Below are 20,865 nucleotides of genomic sequence, written 5' to 3' on the forward strand. Positions count from 1 at the left end.
TGTCTGGGCACACAGGTTGGCTGATATGTTTCGAGCCTCACGAACACAGGGATTCGCCATGCCAACGTTAGCCAGCAATGCCGCACTGCTGATCATCGACATGCAGCAAGGCATGTACCAGCCGAAGCTGGGGCGACGCAACAACCCGGACGCCGAGGTGCAGATGCAGCGCCTGCTGAATGCGTGGCGGCAGTCCAATCGGCCGGTCGTGCACATCCGGCACATGTCCCGCGCGCCCGACTCGGTGTTCTGGCCCGGCCAGCCAGGGTGCGAGTTCCAGCCGGCGCTACAACCCCTGGCCCATGAGCATGTGGTGGAAAAGAACGTCCCGGATGCGTTCACCGCCACAGGGCTGGAGCGCTGGTTGCATGCGCGTGGGATCCGCCAACTGGTGATCGTGGGTGTGATCACCAACAACTCGGTCGAGGCCACCGCACGTTCGGGCGGCAACCTGGGTTTTGAGGTGACGGTGGTTGCCGACGCTTGCTACACCTTCGATCAAACCGATTTGTCCGGGCGCCTGTGGCCGGCCGAGGACGTGCATGCGATGTCGTTGAGCAATCTGGCGATGGACTATGCCGGGGTTACCGAAGCCGATGAAATCCTGGCTCAGCTCACAACCACTTGATGTGCATTTAACAAACCCGCGACCCGCGTGCGCAATGCTCCATGCTCGCTTAATGCGTCTGCGCCACCATCGCCCGCCACGCCCGGACGCTAGGCCGCTTGCTCACCCTGGCATGCCAGGCGTGCATAGCCTCGCATTCTTCCGGCACCGGCAACTCCACCAGCGCGGCGAAGATCATGCCGCCCAACAACGCGATGTCGGCCATGGAGAACTCATCACCTGCGACATAGGACCGGCGCTTGAGGACCTCGTCGAAGTAGCGCATGCCGCGCAGTGCCTTGTCACGCATGCGCAGGCCCCATTCGGCATTCTGGTAGAGCTCGACGTGCGGCCCGAGCCCGGGGGTTGCGTGATGGAAGTACACACTCACGGCATCCATCAGCTCGATTTCGGCACGCTTGGTCATCATGTGGATCAGGCCCTGCTCGGCAGGTGTTTTGCCGGTCAACGTCGGGTTGCCGTCGAGTACATCCAGGTACTGGGTGATCGCTGTGCATTCAGCGATCAGCGTTCCGTCGTCCAGTTGGAGGACGGGCAAAGTTCCCGAGTAGTTGAGCGCAAGAAATGCCGGTTGCTTATGCTCGCCTTTCCATAGGTTGACCGAGACAAACTCCACCTTGGGCAGCAGGCCTTTTTCGGCCAATGCAATTCGCACCCGGGCCGGATAGGGGCCGCTGTGCCAGTCAAAAATGGTCATCATAGAACGTTGGCATGCTTGGGAATACGGCTGTTGCGTAATCATGGTTTTCTCGCCTACCTGTCAAGTGGTAGGTAGAGATTGAAAGCTTTATTTCCAGCTGTCAACCACTACCTACCAGTTGGCAGGTAAAAACTTTTACGCGTAGAATCGGCCCATCCCCTACGAAACGAGGAACCCATACGTGAGCGAAAATGCGCGAGAAGCCATCCTTGAAGCTGCCAAAGTCGCTGCTCAGCATTACGGCTACAGCGGCATCAACTTCCGCAGCATCGGCGAAACGGTGGGGATCAAGAACGCCAGTATCTATTACCACTTCCCGAGCAAGGCCGACCTCGGCGCGGCCGTTGCCAAGCGTTACTGGGAAGACACCGCCAGCGCCCTTGCCGCGATACGCGCGCAAAACCCAGAGCCGCTGCAGTGCCTGCGGATCTACCCGAGTATCTTTCGAAAATCCCTCGAAGACGGCAATCGTCTCTGCCTGTCCAGCTTCATGGCGGCTGAATACCAGGACCTGCCCGAGGCCGTGAAGACAGAGGTCCTGGCATTTGCCGATATCAACGTGGCCTGGCTCGCGGCTTTGCTTACGGAGATCGACAACGGCAGTGTGCAGGACAACGAGCGGCGCGCCCGTGCCATCTACACCGCCATCGCCGGCGCGCAGTTGATTGCCCGTACGCGCCTCGATATCGGCTTGTATGACGAACTGATCCAGAGTTATCAGGCCGCCGGGCTTATCCCGGCGTGAACCAACAGATAGGCCTCCAGTTCCTCTCGTTGCCCGGACGTTACAATCGCGCCGATATACCCATCAGGCCGCACCAGCACCCACTCGCCAATCGCCAGTTGGTAGGCACGTTGAAACTGACCTTGCTCGTCAATCACATCTCCCTCAGGCCCAACGATATGGACCTGCACGCCCGGCCAAGCGGGCACTGAATCACGCGTGACGCCATACCCCAGCAGCGTCCAGTGCGTGCCCTGGAACAGATGGAACAGCCGCAGCGCCTGCCCGGCGGCACCTCGAAGTGGCGCGTCCGGCGCGCGGTCGCCCGCTGCAATGCCGCTACGCACGGGGTGCTGCAACGCCAGTGAGGACTCGGGGTAGCCGATGTCCAGTTGATGCACTTCCCTGCCCCGGCGCAGTTCGCCATGCTGCATTTCTCCCAGCAGTCTGGTGGACAAACCGAGCACGGAGGCAGCCACCGGCCGGCGCTCTTCTTCATAGGTATCGAGTAAAGCCTCAGGGGCGCCCTGCACCACCGCCGCCAGCTTCCAGCCGAGGTTATAGGCGTCCTGCACGCTGGTGTTGAGACCCTGGCCACCGGTGGGCGGATGGATATGCGCGGCGTCGCCCACCAGCAACACCCGGCCCAGGCGGTAGTGATCGGCCAGGCGCGCATTCATGGTATAGGCCGATGACCAGGCCACGCTGTGCACCTGGATGTCGGTGCGACCGGTGCGTTGGGCGATCAGTGCGGTGAGCCCTTCGGCGCTGAAGTCGACGTCGCCCTCCGCCGGGACCGGCCCTTGAAGCTGGAACAGGTCGGTGCCGGCCAGCGGGCATATCGCAATCTGGCGCTGCATATCCCCTTCGCCAAAGCGGTGCCAGGCCTCACGCGTCAGGCCGGTAAGCACCGTATCCGCCACCAGGGCGCGCACGCCCAGGGTCTTGCCGGGAAAGCCGATCGCCAGGGCATGCCGGACAAAGCTGCGACCGCCATCGGCCCCCACCAGCCAGCGGGCACGCATGCGCTCTTCGCCACCCTTGCCGGCCAGCCGTGCCGTGACACCGTCGGCGTCCTGGTCGAAGCCGACCAGCTCACAACCGAACTCAGGCGCGTGACCGAGCTCAAGCAGGCGCTCACGCATCACCTGTTCCGTCAGAAACTGCCGGACCATCAACGGTTGTTGGTAGGGCTCAGCCGGTGTGGGCGCCGTGGATTCGGTGAATTCAGCCTCGCTGTAGCTGCCATCGTCGCGGTAGCGCCGGTCAGTCGGATAGACTCCACCCACGGCCATCAACCGGTCGAGAATCCCCAGGTCTTCAAAGACTTCCTGGGACCTGGGCTGGATGCCCTTGCCACGCGAGCCGTGGAAAGGCTGCTGGGTCTTTTCGATCAGTCGGAAGGTGATGCCCCTTCTCGCCAGGTCGATCGCCAAGGTCAGGCCAGCGGCACCGGCACCGGCACCGCAAATCAGTACATCGACAGCGAATTGCGCTTTCATACTGGATCACCTATATGTGCAATACGCACATATTAAGAGAGGCGAACACCGTGTCAATTAAAAATGTGCAAAGCGCACATATATCCGCCCAGCTGCGTGACCTGCATGGCTCACTGGTTGAGATCGTAGGGGTGATGAACCGCCCGCAACGCGACGAGGCGATGGTACGCGAGGCCGGGATTTCCCTGGACCGCGCCCTGTTTCCGTTGCTGGTGCTGGTGGAGCGGTTGGGTCCGATTGGCGTGGTCGAGCTGGCCGACCGCGTCGGCCGCGACTACACCACGGTGAGTCGGCAGGTGGCGAAGCTGGAAAGCCTGGGCCTGGTCTTGCGCCAGGCAAGCGCACTCGATCGCCGCGTACGCGAGTCGGTGATTACCGAGAAAGGCAAGGCCATGACTGACCGCGTCGATGATGCCCGGGAGCGGATGGGTGTGTCGATCTTCTCCACCTGGGAGGAAGGCGATTTCGACAATCTGGTGCGGTTGATGCGCAAGTTTGCCAAGGACATCAAGGAAGACTCATTGCGTGCGACTGAGGGCATTTCCTGAGGCCTGATGAGGATTGCTGTGGTGAGCGGGCTCACCACAAGAAGCCCGCTCACCACAGGAAGTTGGTGTGCCACAGGAAATCGGTTCGCCGCAAAATCCTGCACACAACATCAATCCAATGCCAGCTCCACCACCCCGCCGTTCAACCGCACCGGCCATACCCGCAACCGCTGGTCCGGCGTCTCCAGGCACTGCCCGTCTTCCAGGCGGTAGTGCTGCTTGTAGATCGGCGCCGCCACCACCAAGTCGCCCTTGATACTGCCGATCAAGCCGCGACCGATCACATTGGCCCCGGATTCCGGGTCGTGGTTGTCGATGGCATACAGGGTCTGGTTCTGCGCGCCCGGCAGGTAGAACAGCGCGACTTGCGCGCCGTCCAACCACACCACCACGCCGGAATTGCTCACAAGGTCGGCCTCGCTGCACACGCTTTTCCAGGTGGCCAGGTTGCGTTGGGTAGTGGGCTGGCTCATCAGGCAATCTCCTCGGTGACGGGAATCAGGTTGAGTTCGGCGGCCATGATCGGCCGGCGCTGGCCGCGTTCCTGGACGAAGTGGATGTCCGGGTCGGGGCGTTTGTCGTTGACGAAGGTGCGGAAGCGCTTGAGTTTTTCCGGGTCTTTGAGGGCGTTGGCCCACTCGCACTCGTAGCGATCGACCACCAGTTGCATCTGCGCTTCCAGCTCGGCACCCAGGCCCAGGCTGTCGTGCAGGATCACGTCCTTGAGGAAGTCCAGGCCGCCTTCCAGGCTCTCGCGCCATACCGACGTGCGCTGCAACTTGTCGGCGGTGCGGATGTAGAACATCAGGAAGCGGTCGATATAGCGGATCAGCGTGGCATCGTCCAAGTCGGTGGCGAACAGCTCCGCATGACGCGGGCGCATGCCACCGTTACCGGCGATGTAGAGGTTCCAGCCCTTCTCCGTGGCGATCACCCCCACGTCCTTGCTCTGGGCTTCGGCGCACTCGCGGGTGCAGCCAGACACCGCGAACTTGAGCTTGTGCGGCGAGCGCAGGCCCTTGTAGCGGTCCTCGATCAGCAGTGCCATTTTCACGCTGTCTTGCACGCCGTAACGGCACCAGGTGCTGCCCACGCAGGACTTCACCGTGCGCGTGGACTTGCCATACGCATGCCCCGTCTCGAACCCCGCCGCGATCAATTCGGCCCAGATATCCGGCAGCTCGTGCAGTTGCGCGCCAAACAGGTCGATGCGCTGGCCACCAGTGATCTTGGTGTAGAGGTCGTATTTCTTCGCCACTTCGCCGATCACGATGAGTTTGTCCGCGGTGATCTCGCCCCCCGGAATACGCGGCACCACCGAGTAGGTACCGTTCTTCTGCATGTTGGCCATGAACGTATCGTTGGTGTCCTGCAGCGGCACCAGGGACGCGTCCATGATCGGCTGGTTCCAGCACGACGCCAGGATCGAGCCCACCGCCGGCTTGCACACGTCGCAGCCGGTGTGGCCACGGCCGTGTTTGGCCAGCAGTTCGTCAAAAGTGATGATGCCTTCCACGCGCACCAGGGCGTATAGCTCCTGGCGGGTGTAGGCGAAGTGTTCGCACAGGCTCTTGTCGACGCTGACGCCACGGGCGATCAGTTCATGCTCGAACACTTGCTTGAGCAAGCCTGCGCAGCCACCGCAACCGGTGCACGCTTTTGTTTGGGATTTAAGTAAGCCGAGGTCGCTGCAGCCGCTGTCGATGGCCGAGCAGATCGCGCCCTTGGTCACGTTGTGGCAGGAGCACAGGGTGGCCGATTCCGGCAACGCGCCGGGGCCCAGGGTCGGCGCGCCGCTGGAGGATGGCAGGATCAGGCTGGCCGGCTCGGACGGCAACGCGATGCCGTTCTGCATGTATTGCAGCAAGGTGTCGTAGTAGCTGTTGTCGCCCACCAGCACGGCGCCGATCACCTGCTTGCCCGCAGCGTCCACTACCAGGCGGCGATAGCTGGCGCTGGCTTCGTCGATAAATTGGTAGCTGCGCGCGCCGGGCGTATGGGCATGAGCGTCGCCAATGGAACCCACATCCACGCCGAGCAGCTTGAGTTTGGTGGACATGTCCGCGCCCACAAACGGCTCGGCGGTCTGCCCGCAGAGCAGCGCGGCGACGCCTCGGGCCATCTGGTAGCCCGGTGCGACCAAGCCGAACAGGCTGCCGTTCCAGGAGGCGCACTCGCCAATCGCGTAGATGTTCGGGTCGCAACTCAGGCACTCGTCGTTGATCACCACCCCGCCGCGCGGGCCGATGTCCAGGCCGGCCTGACGGGCCAGCGCGTCCTGGGCGCGGATACCGGCAGAGAACACGATCAAGTCGGTTTCGAGGTATTCGTCATTGGCGAAGTTCATGCGGTAGCGGTAGTGCTCGCCCGCACTGATCGACTGGGTGGCGCGCGACAAATGCACCCCCACGCCCAGCCGCTCGATCTGCGCCTTGAGCGCCAGGCCGCCAAAGTCGTCCAGTTGCACCGGCATCAAGCGTGGCGCGAACTCCACCACGTGAGCTTCAAGGCCCAGGCTCTTCAACGCGTTGGCGGCTTCCAGGCCCAACAGGCCACCGCCCACCACCACGCCGCGTCGCGCATTCGCGGCCGCCTTGCGAATCGCATCCAGGTCTTCAAGGGTGCGATACACCAGCCGCGAATCGCCTTCGGCGCCTTCGATCGGCGGCACGAACGGATAGGAACCGGTGGCCAGCACCAGCGTGTCATAGGCCACGCAACCGTTGGCGGTGATCACCTCGCAGCGCGCGCGGTCGATCTCCAGCACCGGCACGCCGAGGTGCAGGGTCACGCCCGGCACCTGGTACAGCGAAGCCTCGGACAAGGCCAGCGACTCGGCATCACGGCCGGTGAAATACTCGGACAGATGCACCCGGTCATAGGCGCGCATCGGCTCCTCGCTGAACACATGCAAGCGGTAGTGATCCAGCGCGCCGCGCTCGATCAGTTGCGCCACACAGTGGTGGCCGACCATGCCATTGCCGACGACGATCAAGGTTTTGAGATGGTTCATAGTAAGCACCCGTCAAAGCTCATCACGGTTTAAAAAAGCAAAAAAAAACGCCTGAAACCTTACGGTTCCAGGCGTCTTTGCCTGTTCTTATGCGGGTTCGGATCAGGCGACTGCGCCGGACTCACCGCTATGCCCCAGGGTGTCGATCGTCGTTGACCGAGGTGGGTTAAGGGGGAGCTTGCAGGGTCTGTGCCAAACGAGGGCGAAGCCTGTGTTCATGGCTCAACAGGCTGATCGGCAATTCTGAGCCCCCCTCCAGCGCCTCCAACTGGTGCACCTCGCGTTATAAAAGTGCACGATTTGCCAGGGGTAAACAGTGTTCTGTGATGAGCGGGCTTGCTGTGGTGAGCGGGCTTGTCCCGCGCGGGGGCACCACGGTATCAATTTAAGGGGCTGCTGCGCAGCCCAGCGCGGGGCAAGCCCGCTCACCACAAAAATCCCGTTCATCACAATAGGCCAGTTCACCGACAAACCGCGTCGTGAACAAACTGGCGCGTGACTTGCTAGTAACACGTCAACCAAGCAGTCAACGCTGACTGCCCTCTCACGACAAAGGCGCCGTGTAATCCCCGTTTTCAACGGAGGGTTACAAGGCGCCTTTTTTGTTTACATGGGTTCCAGATGACCAACCAAAGCATCCGCAGTGTGTGTCCTTATTGTGGCGTGGGCTGTGGCATCGTCATGCAGGTCGAGCACAATAAAGTGGTCAAGGTGATCGGCGACAAGGCCCATCCCACCAACTTCGGGCGCCTGTGCACCAAAGGCACCACCTGCGGGCAAGCCATCGCCGACTCCGGGCGCATGGAGAACGCCTATGTGCGCCAGGCCCGCGAGCAAGACCCCGTGCGCCTCGCCATGGACACGGCCATCAGCGAAACCGCGCGGCGCTTGCGCCACGTGCTCGACACGCACGGGCCGGACGCGCTGGGCTTCTACGTGTCGGGCCAGATGTCGCTGGAATCCCAGTACCTGATCAACAAATTGGCCAAGGGCTTCGTGCGCACCGCCAACATCGAGTCCAATTCCCGCCTGTGCATGGCCAGCGCGGGCAGCGGCTACAAGCTGTCCCTCGGCGCGGACGGCCCTCCAGGCTCCTATGAAGACTTCGACCGTGCCGACCTGTTCTTCGTGATCGGCGCGAATATGGCCGACTGTCACCCGATCCTGTTCCTGCGCATGATGGACCGGGTCAAGGCCGGAGCGAAGCTGATCGTGGTCGATCCTCGGCGCAGCGCCACGGCGGACAAGGCCAACCTGTTCCTGCCGATCAAACCCGGCACCGACCTGGCCCTGCTCAATGGCCTGCTGCACCTGTTGGTCAAAAACGGGCATACCGACCCCGAGTTTATCGCCGCGTTCACCGACGGCTGGGAAGTGATGCCCGCGTTCCTGGAGGACTATTCACCACAGCGTGTCGCGGGCATCACCGGCCTTGCCGAAGCCGATATCCGCCAAGCCGCCGACTGGATCGGCCAGGCCGCCGAATGGATGAGCTGCTGGACCATGGGCCTCAACCAGAGCACCCACGGCACCTGGAACACCAACGCCCTGTGCAACCTGCACCTGGCCACCGGTGCCATCTGCCGGCCCGGCAGCGGCCCGTTCTCCCTCACCGGTCAACCCAACGCCATGGGCGGTCGCGAAATGGGCTACATGGGACCGGGCCTGCCGGGGCAGCGCTCGGTACTGGTGGAGGCCGACCGCGCTTTTATCGAGGACCTGTGGCAGATCCCCCACGACAGCCTGCCGCGCCAGGCCGGCAGCGGCACCGTGGCAATGTTCGAGCAAATGGCTGCCGGGCAGATCAAGGCCTGCTGGATCATCTGCACCAACCCGGTGGCCAGCGTGCCCAACCGCCAAACCGTGATCAAAGGGCTACAGGCCGCCGAACTGGTGATCACCCAGGACGCCTTCCTCGACACCGAGACCAACCGCTACGCCGATATCCTCTTGCCGGGCGCGCTGTGGGCCGAAGCCGAAGGGGTGATGATCAACTCTGAACGCAACCTGACCCTGATGCAAAAAGCCGTCGACGCCCCCGGCGAAACCCTGCCCGACTGGCAGATCATCGCCAGGGTCGCCTGTGAGATGGGCTTTGCCGAGGCCTTCACCTACGCATCCGCCGCCGACGTGTTCGAAGAAATCAAACGTGCCTGGAACCCCAAGACCGGTTACGACATTCGCGGAGCAAGTTACCCACGCCTGCGTGAACAGCCGTTGCAATGGCCGTGCGCGTCCGTTGATGCCGCCCACCGCAACCCGATCCGCTATCGCACCCAGGGCAGTCTCACCTTCGCCACCGAAAACGGTAAGGCGCGGTTCTTCGCCCGCCCGCATATGCCGCCCGCCGAGATGCCCGATGACACCTTCCCCTTTGTGCTCAATACCGGCCGCGTGCAGCACCAATGGCACACCCTGACCAAGACCGGCAAGGTCGCCACCCTGAACAAACTCAACCCCGGCCCCTTCGTGGAACTGCACCCCGAAGATGCCACGCGCCTGGGCATCAAGGACAAGGACCGGGTCGAAGTGCGCTCCCGGCGCGGGCATGCGGTGCTGCCGGCCGTGGTCACCGACCGTGTACGGCCAGGCCACTGTTTTGCACCCTTCCATTGGAACGATGTGTTCGGCGAACACCTGGCGATCAACGCGGTGACCAACGACGCCGTGGACCCGATTTCCCTGCAGCCTGAGTTCAAGTGCTGCGCGGTCGCCCTGGCCCGCGTCGCGCTGATCGATCACCAGTTTCTCGACCTCCCTTCCCCCGTAGCAGAGGACTGCACCATGTCGCGCCTCGACGCCTTCGCCGACCTCGCCGGCATCCGTCACCTATCCCCGCCGCCACTGAGCGACAGCGAGCGCACCTACCTCGCCGGCTTCCTCAGCGGCCTGCAATCCAACGCCGCACATCAGGCCGTCGGCGTACCGACAATGCCCGCGAACGCGCCGCTGGCCGACGCCTCCCGGCTATGGCTGAACGGCTTGCTCGGCGGGTTGTTCGGCCACATGCAAGCCCTTGCCGCGCCCTCCCCGGCCGTCACCCTGCTGTGGGCGTCGCAAACCGGCAACGCCGAAGCCCTGGCTGAACGATTCGCCCAGCGCCTGCGCGATGCGGGTATCACAGTGGAACTGAGCGCGATGTCGGACTTCCCCGCGAGCAAACTCGCGTCCACTCACACCCTGGCATTGATCAGCAGCACCTTTGGCGATGGCGACCCACCGGACAATGGCGAAGGTTTCTGGCACAGCCTCAGCACCGCCAAGACGCGCCTGGAGTCGCTGCGCTTTGCGGTGCTGGCCCTGGGCGATCCCAACTACGACCAGTTCTGCAACCACGGCAAGCAACTCGACCAGCGCCTGCTGGAACTGGGCGCCACCCGCCTGCTTGAACGCGTCGACTGCGACACCGAATTCGAAGCCCCTGCTGATGCCTGGCTGGTGCGCTTCCAACAGAGCCTCAACCCGGCAAAACCCGTGGCGCTGGCCGCACCCGCCACGCCTGCCGGCAAGACCAAGCTGTACGGGTCGCGGCTGCTGCTCAACCGGCACCTGAACCCGCACAGCGTCCACAAGGAGACCCGCCAGTTCGCCCTGGACCTGGCCGACTCCGGGCTCAGCTACGAAGCCGGCGATGCCCTGGGCGTGCGGCCCCGCAACTGCCCCGAACTGGTCAGCGAATTGCTCGACCTCACCCGCCTGGGCGCCAATACCAGCGTGAACATCGATACCTTCGGCGATGTTCCCCTGCAACAGGCACTCACCCAGCATTTCGAAATCGCCCGGCCCAGCAGCGACACCCTGGCCTTCATCGCCGAGCGCAGCGCCAACCCAGGCCTCAAGCAGTTGCTCAACCCCGAGCACAAAGCCGAACTGAATAACTGGCTGTGGGGCCGGCAACTGGCGGACGTGCTGCATGAATACCCCATCGAGTGTTCAGCGGACGAATTGCTGGGCACGCTCAAGCGCCTGCAGCCGCGTCTGTATTCGATCGCGTCGAGTGCCAAGGCCTACCCGCACGAAGTCCACCTGACCGTGGCCGCCGTGCGCTACGGCAAACGCAAGGGCGTGTCCTCGACCTTCCTGGCCGACCGTGTCGGTGACGGTGAAGTGCCGTTGTTCATACAGCCGTCCAAGCACTTTCGCCCCCCCAGTGACGGCGAGGTGCCGATGATCATGATCGGCCCCGGCACGGGGGTCGCACCGTTTCGCGCGTTTCTGCAAGAACGCCGGGCGCTCGGGCATCTGGGCCGCAACTGGCTGTTCTTCGGCGAACAGCACGCCGCCACTGACTTTTACTACCAGGATGAACTGCAAGGCCTACAGCGCGACGGCCTGCTCACCCACCTGAGCCTGGCGTTTTCCCGCGACCAGGCGCAGAAGGTCTACGTGCAGGATCGCATTCGCGAGCAAGGCGCCGAACTGTGGCGTTGGTTGCAGGACGGCGCCAAGCTGTACATCTGCGGCGATGCCAGCCATATGGCCAAGGACGTCGACCAGGCCCTGCGCCAAGTGGCGCAAACCCACGGCGGGCTTGGCGTTGAGGGTGCCGTCGATTACTGGCGACAGTTGAGCGAGCAGAAGCGTTACCTGCGTGATGTGTATTGATTGGATACAGAACAATATGCAGTTTGTATTGTGTACAAAAAACCCTAAAGGTTTGTGGAAGCCATGCCGAAACAGCAGTGATAGCAAATCGCCGCAATCCTGCTCAGGTGCGCGGCGGTTTGGCCGCCCTTCACGCTGATGGTCGTCTCGATGAAAATAAAAAATAAGCTGGTACTGGCATTTGTCTCTGTAGCGTTTATCCCGGTGAGCTTGGTGGCCGTGATTTCGGTCATGAACACCCGGACCCAGGCGGTGGATCAATTCATCGATGGCAGCACCCGGGAAATCCGACAGATCGATGGCAACATCCGCCAGTTCTTCGACGGTACGCTGCAAAACGTCGATCAAATGGCCACCGATCCTGTATACACATCGCTGAACACCCTGAAAAACTACCAGCCCGCCGACGCGGCCAGCCAGCCGATGCCGGCAGAGGCGCAAGCCGTGATCGACCGCTTCGCGCGTTTTGGCGCCACACACCCGGCGGCGGCGATCCTGTCCATCGGCCTGGAAGACGGCACCTACGCCAAATGGCCGGACGACCCGCAACTGGCCAAATACGACCCCCGCACCCGCCCCTGGTACAAGGCGGCCATGGCCAGCCCCGGCAAGACCGTGCGCACGCCGGCTTACTACTACGACAAAGATGACGTGGCGCTGGTGGGCACTGCGCGAGCATTGTTGGACAACGGCAAGGCCAAGGGTGTGTTCGTGGTCAGCGTGTCGTTGAAGAATCTCACCGAGCTGGTCAAGAGCATCAAGCTGGGCGAAAGCGGCTACGTGATGTTGATCGAAGACGGTGTGGTGCTGGTGGACCCGCGCGATGCGGCCCACAGTTTCAAGCCGCTCAAGGACTTGGGCGCACCCTATGCGCATTTGGCCGACACGCCGCAAGGCTCCACCGAGGTGGTGATCGACGGCGTGCGCTACATGGCCAACGTGTGGACCTCCCCCGGCCTCGGCTGGCGCTACATCGGGTTGATCGAACACCGTGAAGTCATGGCCGAAGCCACGCGCATGACCTACCTCACCGCAATCATCGTCGGCGTGCTGGTGCTGATCTTCGGCCTGATCGCGGCGGCGTTTTCCAAGGTCATCGTCAAGCCCATCGGCCAGGTCAGCACCGGCCTGCAGTCCATCGCCCAGGGCGAAGGCGACTTGCGCCACGAGCTGCAGGTACAGGGCAAGGATGAAACCGCCGAATTGGCCGGCTGGTTCAACAAGTTTCTCGCGGCGATCCGCCAACTGATCCAGCATATCGGCGCGGCCTCGGCCAATTTGCACAACGCCTCCAAGGTCAACAGCGAGGTGGCGCACAACATGAACGAGGCGGCCGGCCGCCAGCGAGAGGCGGTTGAATTGGTCTCCACCGCGTTCAATGAAATGGTGGCCACCGCCAACGAAGTCGCGCGTTCATGCAGCGGTGCAGCCGAGTCCGCCGAGAACGGGCACCGTCGCGTGGCCGAGGGCAAGCAGCAGATCGAAGTCACCACCGACAACGTCAACCGCTTGGGGCGCCGCCTTACCGAGTCGTCCCAGGCCATGGTCGAACTGGAAGCCGGCAGCCGCAGCATCAACCAGATCCTTGGCACCATCCGCGCGATTGCCGAACAGACCAACCTCTTGGCACTCAACGCCGCCATCGAGGCCGCCCGCGCCGGTGACCAGGGCCGTGGCTTCGCGGTGGTGGCCGATGAAGTGCGTGCCCTGGCCAAGCGCACGTCCGACTCCACCGGTGAGATCGAGCAACTGCTCGGCACCCTGGAAAACAAGACCCAGGAAGTCACCCAGAAGATGGGCAGTTGCCTGGACTTGTCGCGGGCCAGCGTATCGTCCATCGAAAGCGCGCGGGACAGCTTTGAAGGCATCCAGACGTCGGTCAACGAAATCCGCGACCAGAACCTGCAGATCTCCGCCGCCGCCGAGGAACAACACAGCGTGGCCGAGGAGATCAACCGGCATATCCAGCAGATCTACGACGAGGCGCGGCTGGTGGAAAGCCTGGCCAACTCGGCGCAGGACGACTCTGGGCGGTTGTCGAATTTGTCGGATGAGCTAAATGGCTTGGTGGGGCGATTCAAGTCCTGAGAAAATCAGCGATTTGCTGCCACATCGCGCCAGGGTTGGAATACATCGGGAAGTGCCCGCACTCGTCAATCGGCGCCAGCCGCACGCCGTGGGCCTGGATGTGCGGCAGGTAGGACAGCCCGGCGTTCTGCTCGCCGTACATGAACAGCTTCGGGCAGGGCAGCCCGAGGAACTTGCCCATCAGGTCGGCGTTATCGGAAAGCTCCACCATCGACTGGAAGATTCCGCGCACGGCGCCCGCCCGTACCTTATGGCGCAGGTTCGCCGAATACAGCGCGCTGGCCAAGCTCGACAGGCTGATGCGCGTACGCGCGGCCAAAGCATGGTGGCTGGGCAACGCCACCATCAAACGGTCTTCCCGCAACGGCAGCGACTGAACCGTCGGGCCCAGGTCGCCGTCCAGGCGGGCAAAGGCCAGGTCGATATTCCCTGCTTCCAGCGCCGGCAGCGCTTCCACGCTGTCGATCTCGCGCACCGCGGGCAGTATCGCCGCGCCGCGAACGCTCGAACAGCGTGACCTCGAGCGCCTGCTCCAGCACCTGGATCTGCTCGCTCAACGGCGGCTGCGACACCCCCAGGTACTATCCCCCCACGCTAACCACGATGCGAAGCGAGCCGCTCTTGCTCTTGCTCTTGCTCTTGCTCTTGCTCTTGATCTTGATCTTAGGCGCCCCGTCAAACACGCTGGCCGGAATTCGACAGGGATTTGGGGGGTAAACCGGCAGGGATGCCGGTTTAGCCGCCCCGCGCCATGGATGGCGCGTGGCGGCGGCCCCCCAAATACCTGTCGGATTACGGGCACACCGAGCCTAGGCGAGGTGCCGAGTGTTGGGGCAAGAGCCTTTTGCTTACTTTTGGGCTTTTCAAAAGTGAGCCGCCGTAAGGGCGGAACCCATAGCAGCCGTTACCTAAATAACGGATATGTACCCGATCAGATCCAACATCCAGGTCGGCTGTCAGGCCGCCTTCGCGAGCAAGCCCGCTCCCACATTTGGATCGCGGGGCAACAGTCAGAGCGTGGTCGGCTGTTAGGCCGTCTTCGCAGGCAAGCCAGCTCCCACAGTTTTGAATCGCGGGGCAACAGTCAGAGCGTGGTCGGCTGTTAGGCCGTCTTCGCGGGCAAGCCAGCTCCCACAGTTTTGGATCGCGGGGCAACAGTCAGAGCGTGGTCGGCTGTTAGGTCGCCATCGCTGGCAAGCCAGCTCCTACAGTTAGATCGCGGGGTGATAGTTAGATTGTGGTCGGCTGTCAGGCCGTCTTCGCAGGCGAGCCAGCTCCCACATTTAGATCTCGGGGTGACAGTTAGATTGTGGTCGGCTGTCAGGCCGCCATCGCAGGCAAGCCAGCGCCTACAGAGGAACGGCCATATGACTTCGCTGTAAAACCATCCACCCCAGAAACGCTTGAAGCCGGGCCAAGAACCTCTCACCGTCAGCACCCGGGTTTCGAGCCTCAAACAGAAAAAACGCCACCTGCGTCACCCGCATCGGATACCTCTGCACGAACAGCGCAACATACTCCTCCAATGTCTGCGGCCAAGTCGCGCCCTCTACCCCGCACACTATCTGCGTCGCCCTGATCAGCTTGCGTGACGCTTCGCGCTGCAGGCGAAGCCGCTCGTGTTCGGTGTCGGCACGCGCAATGCGGCTGAGGTAAGCGCTCAGCACCGCTTCAAAGTCACCATTCACAGCCAAGGCGATGTCCAGTGATGGCCGAAATCGCTCGAACTGCACCGCCAGATCATTGCCCCATACGCACCGGCAATGGTGCTTGAGCCAGAACCCCCAACGATGTTTATTCTCAACAGCCAGTACCTGCGCGCGGCTGCCGATATCGAAATCGACCTTGGTGACTGACGGGTGCCGCAGCGCCAGGTCGCACCGAATCCGTTCCAACCGCTCCAGGCTCGCAGCGGTAGGCGGCTCGCTCAGCACCAACGTGAGATCAAGATCGGATACACCCGGCAGCGCATCGCCGCGTGCAACACTGCCATAGACATAAATGCCGTCAACCCCCAAGCCTGGCTGCGAGAGCAGGCCGCAGGCATCCTCAAGCAAAGGCTGAAACTCACGCTGCACGGGGGCTGAGGATAAAACCCTCGGCGTCCACACCCATGGGTTGCGATGCACTCATGGGCGATGCCTCTCGATCACCAGGCCTTCTGCCTCAGTCGGCACGCAGAAATGGCGGGTAATCAGATCGAACTCGGCATCAGTGGCGGCGAAGTCATGCTCACCCTGGGCATTGCGCGCGTGCAGCCGGGCCCGGCAGGTGGCGTCGTCCAGTTCAAGGTAATGCAGGCAGTGCCGGACCTTGGCGACCTGTGCCAAGCCCAGCAGCCATTCGCGGTTAGCCAAGGTGTTGGCAGGGAAATCCAGCACCACGTTGGCACCCGACTGCAGCACATTGATCACCAATGGGCCCAGTACGCCGCGTATTCGCTGGGCACAACGGATGTAGTCGGCAATGGAGCGGATTTCACCGGGGTAAAGCGTGGCAAGCCAGTGGTCTTCGCTGAGCACAATGGCCGCGTGCTCGGTGGCCAGGGTCTTGGCGAGCGTGGACTTGCCGGAGGCGATCTTGCCGCAGAGCAAATGCAGGGTTGGCATGGCAAGGTTCCTTATGTGAGGCCAGCCAGCATGCACGCTGGGGGTTGATCACACAACGCGCCGCTGCCAGTGCGCGTAGAACGCGAGGGCCGCGACGTTCTTGTCCTTGGCTTCGAGCATGATGTCGAAGCGGTCGAGAAACTGCAGCGCGTAATCGTTGGTCCAGCGGTTCCACATTTGCGCGCTGTGGGCGTAGAGGTCGCGCTTGGACACCACCTGCAACAGCGCGTCCATTTCCAGCTTGTGCTCGGCGTCGAACCCCAGCTCCTGCAGGCTCTCCTGGGGTTGGGAGTAGTGCATGGTCGGGCGAACGCCGCGCCAGCTTTCGATCACACGGGCGACCCGTTCCGAGTGGGGGTCGATGTAGTCGTTTTCATTGATCCAGCAGTGGTGGATGTCCAGCACCACTGGCGCCAGGTCCGCGACTTGCAGGCAGTGGTCCAGGCCGTAGGTCTTCTCGTCGTTCTCGAAGGTAATGCAGTTGCGCGCCACTTCCGACAGGCGCGCCCACACCGCGCGGGTACCCGCCACGCCAAGGCGACCGGCGATATGCACGTTGCACTTGAGGTCCTGGAAGCGTCGGCCGTAGCCCATCATGCGGATCATGTCGGCGTGGTATTCGAATTCGGCCAGGCTGTTTTCCACCACGCCAGGGTTCTCCGAACCCAGCACACAGTACTGGCCGGGGTGGAACGACAGGCGGATATCCGCAGCGCGCGCCAAGTCACCGATCGCGGCAAACCCCTCGATCAACTGATGCTCGATGGCCGGGTCCTTGTACACCGCGGCAATTTTCGGGTGGCTGTAGAACGGCAACAGATCGCTGCTCAGGCGCAGCATGCGCAAGGTTGGCGGCAATTCGGCGACATACGCCAACAGGCGCAATTGGGCCGCCAGGTTGTGGGTGACCACTTCCACCAATTTGTCGCGGGCCACTTGGGGCGTGACACTGTCCATCCAGCGCAACGTGGTGGTGCGCGGGTTGAAGGGGCCTTCGATCGGCTTCAAGGCGCTGGCCGACAGCAGGCGTTCGGGGTGCTTGTACTGGCACGCGAAGCCGATTCGAGGGTGGGTCATGGAGAGGCCTGGAGGTGAACAATCGTGGGAATTATAAGAGCTTAGGTGGGTAACACCGCCAGGGGTTCACTCTGGAAAATAAGTTGAATCCTGGTTTTCGCAGGCAGTCACCTATAAGGACAACAGCGAGACGACAACGCAACGGAGGTGGCTATGAACCTTGCAATGACACTCTTCAGCCTGTTTGCCGGATGGATGGCGATTGTGTTTTCAATGATGTGGGGCGTACTGCGGGTAGTACGCTGGCACCATGATTAGCACGCCGGATGGGCGCTACTTTGTGGTCAAGGGCCAACTCTGGCGCTGCACCAACCCGGCGCTGGACGAAGACACCCGCCAGCGCCTGGTCAATGCATTGATGGACGCGCGCCGTGCCGTCAAGGCGGCCAAGGCCTCGGGTGACCCGCAACAACTGAGGGTGGCGCGACACCAGGTGCACGGTGCCAAGGTCGACCTTGGCGAAAGCGGCCCCGTCTGGTGGAGCGATGGCAGCCCGGACTTCAATCGCTGTCAGGTTGCCAATACGCCTTATGCCGAATGGTTTGAAAAACATCTGGACATGAAACCCCAGTGAACTTTCCCGCGAACGCCACGCTCCTTTCCTATGCGAAGTCATTGCGCCCTGAATCCAGGAGCGCTGAACGATAAGGAGCCGCCCCCCATGACTACCCTCCCCGCCTACTACGCAACACGGCCAGGCCCGCTGCATGCACTCTTGCTGGCTGGCAGCGTACCGTTGTTTCTGGGTGCCCTGCTCAGCGACGTTGCCTACGGCCAGACCTACCAGATTCAATGGGCCAATTTCGCTTCCTGGTTGATTGCCGGCGCCTTGGTGTTCAGTGGGTTCGCGCTGTTGTTCGCGCTGGTCAACCTGCTTCGTGCGCGGCGCAAATCCGGGCGACCGGCCGCTTACTTCCTGTTGCTGCTGGCGGCCTGGGTACTGGGTTTGGTCAATGCTTTCCAGCATGCCAAGGATGCATACGCCATGATGCCCGCCGGCCTGGTGCTGTCGGTGATCGTTACGCTGCTGGCACTGGTGGCTGCGTGGATCGGCCTGTCTGACCTGCGTTCGGGAGATGCCAAATGAAAACGTCCAGCACCCTGACCCTGTTGAGCGCCGCCCTGTTGCTGACCGCCTGCGGTGGCGAAGGCGACAAGACCCAGGCCCGCGGCCCTGACCCCAAACTGCCGGAGCAGCAAAGCAGCCTGCTGCCGAGCATGAAGATTGCCGAACCAGTGCCGTGGGGCGAGCAAAAACCCAAGGTCCCGGAAGGCTACAGCGTGACCGCTATCGCCACCGACCTGGCCATACCGCGCCAGACCCTGGTGCTGCCCAACGGCGACATCCTCGTCGCTGAAGGCCGTGGCGGCAGTGCGGCCAAGCTCAAGCCCAAGGACGTGATCGCCAGCCTGATCAAGGCCGAAGGCAACACCAAGGTCAAGGGTGGCAACCGCCTGACCTTGCTGCGTGACGCCGATGGCGACGGCACCTACGAACTCAAGACGGTGTTTGCCGACAACCTCAACGCGCCGTACGGCCTGGCGTTTGCCAACGGCAAGCTCTACGTGGCCAATCAGGATGCGCTGGTGAGCTTCGACTACGCCGACGGCCAGACCAAGGCCAGCGGCCCGCCGAGCAAAGTCACCGACCTGCCGGCGCAAATCAACCATCACTGGACCAAATCCCTGGCCGTAAGCGCTGACGGCAGCCAGCTCTACGTGGGCATCGGCTCCAACAGCAACGTCACTGAACGCGGCATGGAAGTGGAGATCGACCGCGCGATGGTCTGGCAGATCGACGCCACCACCGGCGCGCACAAGCCTTACGCCACCGGCCTGCGCAACCCGACGGCACTGACCATCCAGCCGGACACCGGACAACTGTGGACGGTGGTCAACGAACGCGACGAACTGGGCCCGGACCTGGTACCGGACTACCTCACCTCGGTGCGTGAAGGTGCCTTCTATGGCTGGCCCTACAGCTATTGGGGCCAGAACGTCGACCCGCGTGCACAGCCGCAGAACCCGGCCAAGGTCGCCGCCGCGATCAAGCCGGATTACAGCCTGGGTTCCCACGTGGCGGCACTCGGCGTGGACTTTTCCATCCCGCAAATGGGCGAGAAGTTTGCCGATGGTGTGTTTGTCGGCGAGCACGGCAGTTGGAACCGTGACAACCCGGTGGGCTACAAGGTGATCTTCGTGCCCTTCAGCAATGGCAAGCCGTCCGGTGAGCCTATCGACTTCGCCACCGGCTTTCGCGGTGACGATGGCAAGACCCGTGGGCGCCCCGTGGGGGTGACGGTGGACCCCAAAGGCGCACTGATCATTGCTGATGACCTGGCCAATACCGTCTGGCGGGTGACGCGCAACCGCTAAGCAAACTGTTTGACATGGTTGCCTGAAGCAACAATATAATTGCTTCAGGCAACCATTCGAGCATTTCAGCATGTCCACTCCCCTGCTTGTCGAACGCGCCGGCATCGTGCGCGGCTTCAATCGCTTCTACACCCACCAGATCGGCGTGCTGCAGGAACACCTGCTGCAGAGCGACTATTCGCTCACCGAAATCCGCGTGATGTACGAATTGTCTACTCGTGGTGATCTCACCAGCGCCGACCTGTGCCAAATGCTCAGCCTCGACGCGGGTTACCTGAGCCGATTGACCAGTGGTTTCGAAAAGAAGGGCCTGATCCAGAAAGTCCGCTCCGCCACCGACGCCCGCGCGGTGCAACTGCACCTCACCGACCACGGCCGCGACGTGCTGGCACCTCTGGAGCAGCAAACCCAGAACGAAGTCATCACCCTGCTCAACAGCCTGCCCGAACCCCAGCAACGCCAGCTCACCGAAGCCATGAAGCGCATCCAGGCCCTGCTGCAAGGCACGGCGCCCAGCTATCTGCTACGCGATCCCCAACCCGGCGACATGGGCGTGGTGGTGCAACAACAGACCGCGTTGTATGCCCGTGAATATGGTTGGAACTGGGAGTTCGAAGCATTGGTAGCGGAGACGGTTGCCAAGTACCTGAGGGCGTTTGATCCAACCTGCGAGCGTTGCTGGATCGCGGAAAAGGACGGCGAAGTGGTGGGTTCGGTGTTCGTTATCCGCCACGGCGAAACCACAGCCCAACTGCGCATGCTCTACGTGGACGCCAGTGCGCGCGGCATGGGCATCGGCCAACGGCTGGTGGATGAGTGTGTGCGCTTTGCCCGGCAGGTCGGCTACCAACGCATGCAACTGTGGACGGTGGACATCCTCGGCGATGCGCGCAAGCTGTATCAGAAGGCCGGGTTCGCGTTGGTCGAGGAAGAAACGATAGACAGCTTCGGCAAATCCCTGGTCAGCCAGACCTGGGCGCTCACGCTTTAAAGTG

General features: G+C 62.5%; 16 protein-coding genes and 2 pseudogenes. 10 read left to right on the forward strand and 8 right to left on the reverse strand.

The window, feature by feature from the left end; genetic code table 11:
* Window positions 1–58: 58 nt before the first annotated feature.
* Window positions 59–628, forward strand: coding sequence for a cysteine hydrolase family protein (locus KUA23_RS16325; protein ID WP_252992422.1), 570 nt, complete (start codon window positions 59–61; stop codon window positions 626–628).
* A gap of 49 nt (window positions 629–677) precedes the next feature.
* On the opposite strand, the gene KUA23_RS16330 is transcribed toward KUA23_RS16325, so the two are convergent.
* Window positions 678–1,325 carry a glutathione S-transferase gene (locus tag KUA23_RS16330; RefSeq protein WP_252992423.1) on the reverse strand — a complete coding sequence of 216 codons (648 nt, stop codon included), beginning with the start codon at window positions 1,323–1,325 and terminating at the stop codon, window positions 678–680.
* A gap of 184 nt (window positions 1,326–1,509) precedes the next feature.
* On the opposite strand from KUA23_RS16330, the gene KUA23_RS16335 reads away from it, so the two are divergent.
* Window positions 1,510–2,073: a TetR/AcrR family transcriptional regulator gene (locus tag KUA23_RS16335; RefSeq protein WP_078048663.1), complete on the forward strand. Its 564-nt coding sequence runs from the start codon at window positions 1,510–1,512 to the stop codon at window positions 2,071–2,073.
* Here the strand turns inward: KUA23_RS16335 and KUA23_RS16340 are convergent.
* A complete protein-coding gene (locus tag KUA23_RS16340; protein ID WP_252992424.1) occupies window positions 2,046–3,554 on the reverse strand; it encodes an FAD-dependent oxidoreductase in 1,509 nt (502 codons plus the stop codon). The two genes, KUA23_RS16335 and KUA23_RS16340, sit on opposite strands and share 28 nt — an antisense overlap.
* A 50-nt stretch (window positions 3,555–3,604) precedes the next feature.
* Between KUA23_RS16340 and KUA23_RS16345 the strand changes: the two genes are divergently transcribed.
* Window positions 3,605–4,102: a MarR family winged helix-turn-helix transcriptional regulator gene (locus tag KUA23_RS16345; RefSeq protein WP_252992425.1), complete on the forward strand. Its 498-nt coding sequence runs from the start codon at window positions 3,605–3,607 to the stop codon at window positions 4,100–4,102.
* Window positions 4,103–4,212: 110 nt separating this feature from the next.
* Here KUA23_RS16345 and nirD read toward each other — a convergent pair whose 3' ends face one another.
* Both nirD and nirB read right to left on the reverse strand, forming a co-directional pair.
* A complete protein-coding gene (gene nirD, locus KUA23_RS16350; RefSeq protein WP_078048666.1) occupies window positions 4,213–4,575 on the reverse strand; it encodes a nitrite reductase small subunit NirD in 363 nt (120 codons plus the stop codon).
* Window positions 4,575–7,115 carry a nitrite reductase large subunit NirB gene (gene nirB / locus KUA23_RS16355; protein WP_252992426.1) on the reverse strand — a complete coding sequence of 847 codons (2,541 nt, stop codon included), beginning with the start codon at window positions 7,113–7,115 and terminating at the stop codon, window positions 4,575–4,577. Before nirB ends, nirD begins: the two co-directional genes overlap by 1 nt.
* A 621-nt stretch (window positions 7,116–7,736) precedes the next feature.
* Here nirB and KUA23_RS16360 point away from each other — a divergent pair.
* From KUA23_RS16360 to KUA23_RS30405, 3 genes and pseudogenes are all read left to right on the forward strand, one after another.
* Complete coding sequence (locus KUA23_RS16360) at window positions 7,737–11,720, forward strand: bifunctional nitrate reductase/sulfite reductase flavoprotein subunit alpha (protein ID WP_346356340.1); 3,984 nt, start codon at window positions 7,737–7,739, stop codon at window positions 11,718–11,720.
* Window positions 11,721–11,951: 231 nt separating this feature from the next.
* Window positions 11,952–12,953 (forward strand): annotated as a pseudogene (locus KUA23_RS30400) (cache domain-containing protein); the annotation flags it as partial.
* Between the two features lie 87 nt (window positions 12,954–13,040).
* Window positions 13,041–13,808: a methyl-accepting chemotaxis protein gene (locus KUA23_RS30405; RefSeq protein WP_371857077.1), complete on the forward strand. Its 768-nt coding sequence runs from the start codon at window positions 13,041–13,043 to the stop codon at window positions 13,806–13,808.
* Here the strand turns inward: KUA23_RS30405 and KUA23_RS16370 are convergent.
* The 4 genes and pseudogenes from KUA23_RS16370 to KUA23_RS16385 all read right to left on the reverse strand — a co-directional run.
* A pseudogene (locus tag KUA23_RS16370) lies at window positions 13,798–14,386 on the reverse strand (LysR substrate-binding domain-containing protein); the annotation flags it as partial. The gene KUA23_RS30405 and the pseudogene KUA23_RS16370 sit on opposite strands and share 11 nt — an antisense overlap.
* Before the next feature lie 771 nt (window positions 14,387–15,157).
* Window positions 15,158–15,865: a nucleotidyltransferase domain-containing protein gene (locus KUA23_RS16375; protein WP_428847316.1), complete on the reverse strand. Its 708-nt coding sequence runs from the start codon at window positions 15,863–15,865 to the stop codon at window positions 15,158–15,160.
* Between the two features lie 72 nt (window positions 15,866–15,937).
* On the reverse strand, window positions 15,938–16,417 hold the full coding sequence (locus tag KUA23_RS16380) for a P-loop nucleotide/nucleoside kinase family protein (RefSeq protein WP_078048670.1): 480 nt from the start codon (window positions 16,415–16,417) through the stop codon (window positions 15,938–15,940).
* Window positions 16,418–16,465: 48 nt separating this feature from the next.
* Entirely contained in the window at window positions 16,466–17,494 is a 1,029-nt protein-coding gene (locus KUA23_RS16385; protein WP_252992428.1) for an apurinic/apyrimidinic endonuclease family protein, read from the reverse strand.
* 250 nt (window positions 17,495–17,744) lie between these two features.
* On the opposite strand from KUA23_RS16385, the gene KUA23_RS16390 reads away from it, so the two are divergent.
* From KUA23_RS16390 to KUA23_RS16405, 4 genes are all read left to right on the forward strand, one after another.
* Window positions 17,745–18,068, forward strand: coding sequence for a hypothetical protein (locus KUA23_RS16390; RefSeq protein ID WP_252992429.1), 324 nt, complete (start codon window positions 17,745–17,747; stop codon window positions 18,066–18,068).
* Between the two features lie 87 nt (window positions 18,069–18,155).
* Window positions 18,156–18,581, forward strand: coding sequence for a DUF2231 domain-containing protein (locus tag KUA23_RS16395; RefSeq protein ID WP_099492239.1), 426 nt, complete (start codon window positions 18,156–18,158; stop codon window positions 18,579–18,581).
* Complete coding sequence (locus tag KUA23_RS16400; protein ID WP_099492240.1) at window positions 18,578–19,870, forward strand: PQQ-dependent sugar dehydrogenase; 1,293 nt, start codon at window positions 18,578–18,580, stop codon at window positions 19,868–19,870. Before KUA23_RS16395 ends, KUA23_RS16400 begins: the two co-directional genes overlap by 4 nt.
* A gap of 70 nt (window positions 19,871–19,940) precedes the next feature.
* The gene (locus tag KUA23_RS16405) at window positions 19,941–20,861 is read left to right on the forward strand and encodes a bifunctional helix-turn-helix transcriptional regulator/GNAT family N-acetyltransferase (protein ID WP_252992430.1); all 921 of its coding nucleotides are present in this window, start codon (window positions 19,941–19,943) and stop codon (window positions 20,859–20,861) included.
* The last annotated feature ends 4 nt before the right edge of the window (window positions 20,862–20,865 follow it).

It is taken from the genome of Pseudomonas pergaminensis (genome assembly GCF_024112395.2).
GTDB lineage: Bacteria > Pseudomonadota > Gammaproteobacteria > Pseudomonadales > Pseudomonadaceae > Aquipseudomonas > Aquipseudomonas pergaminensis.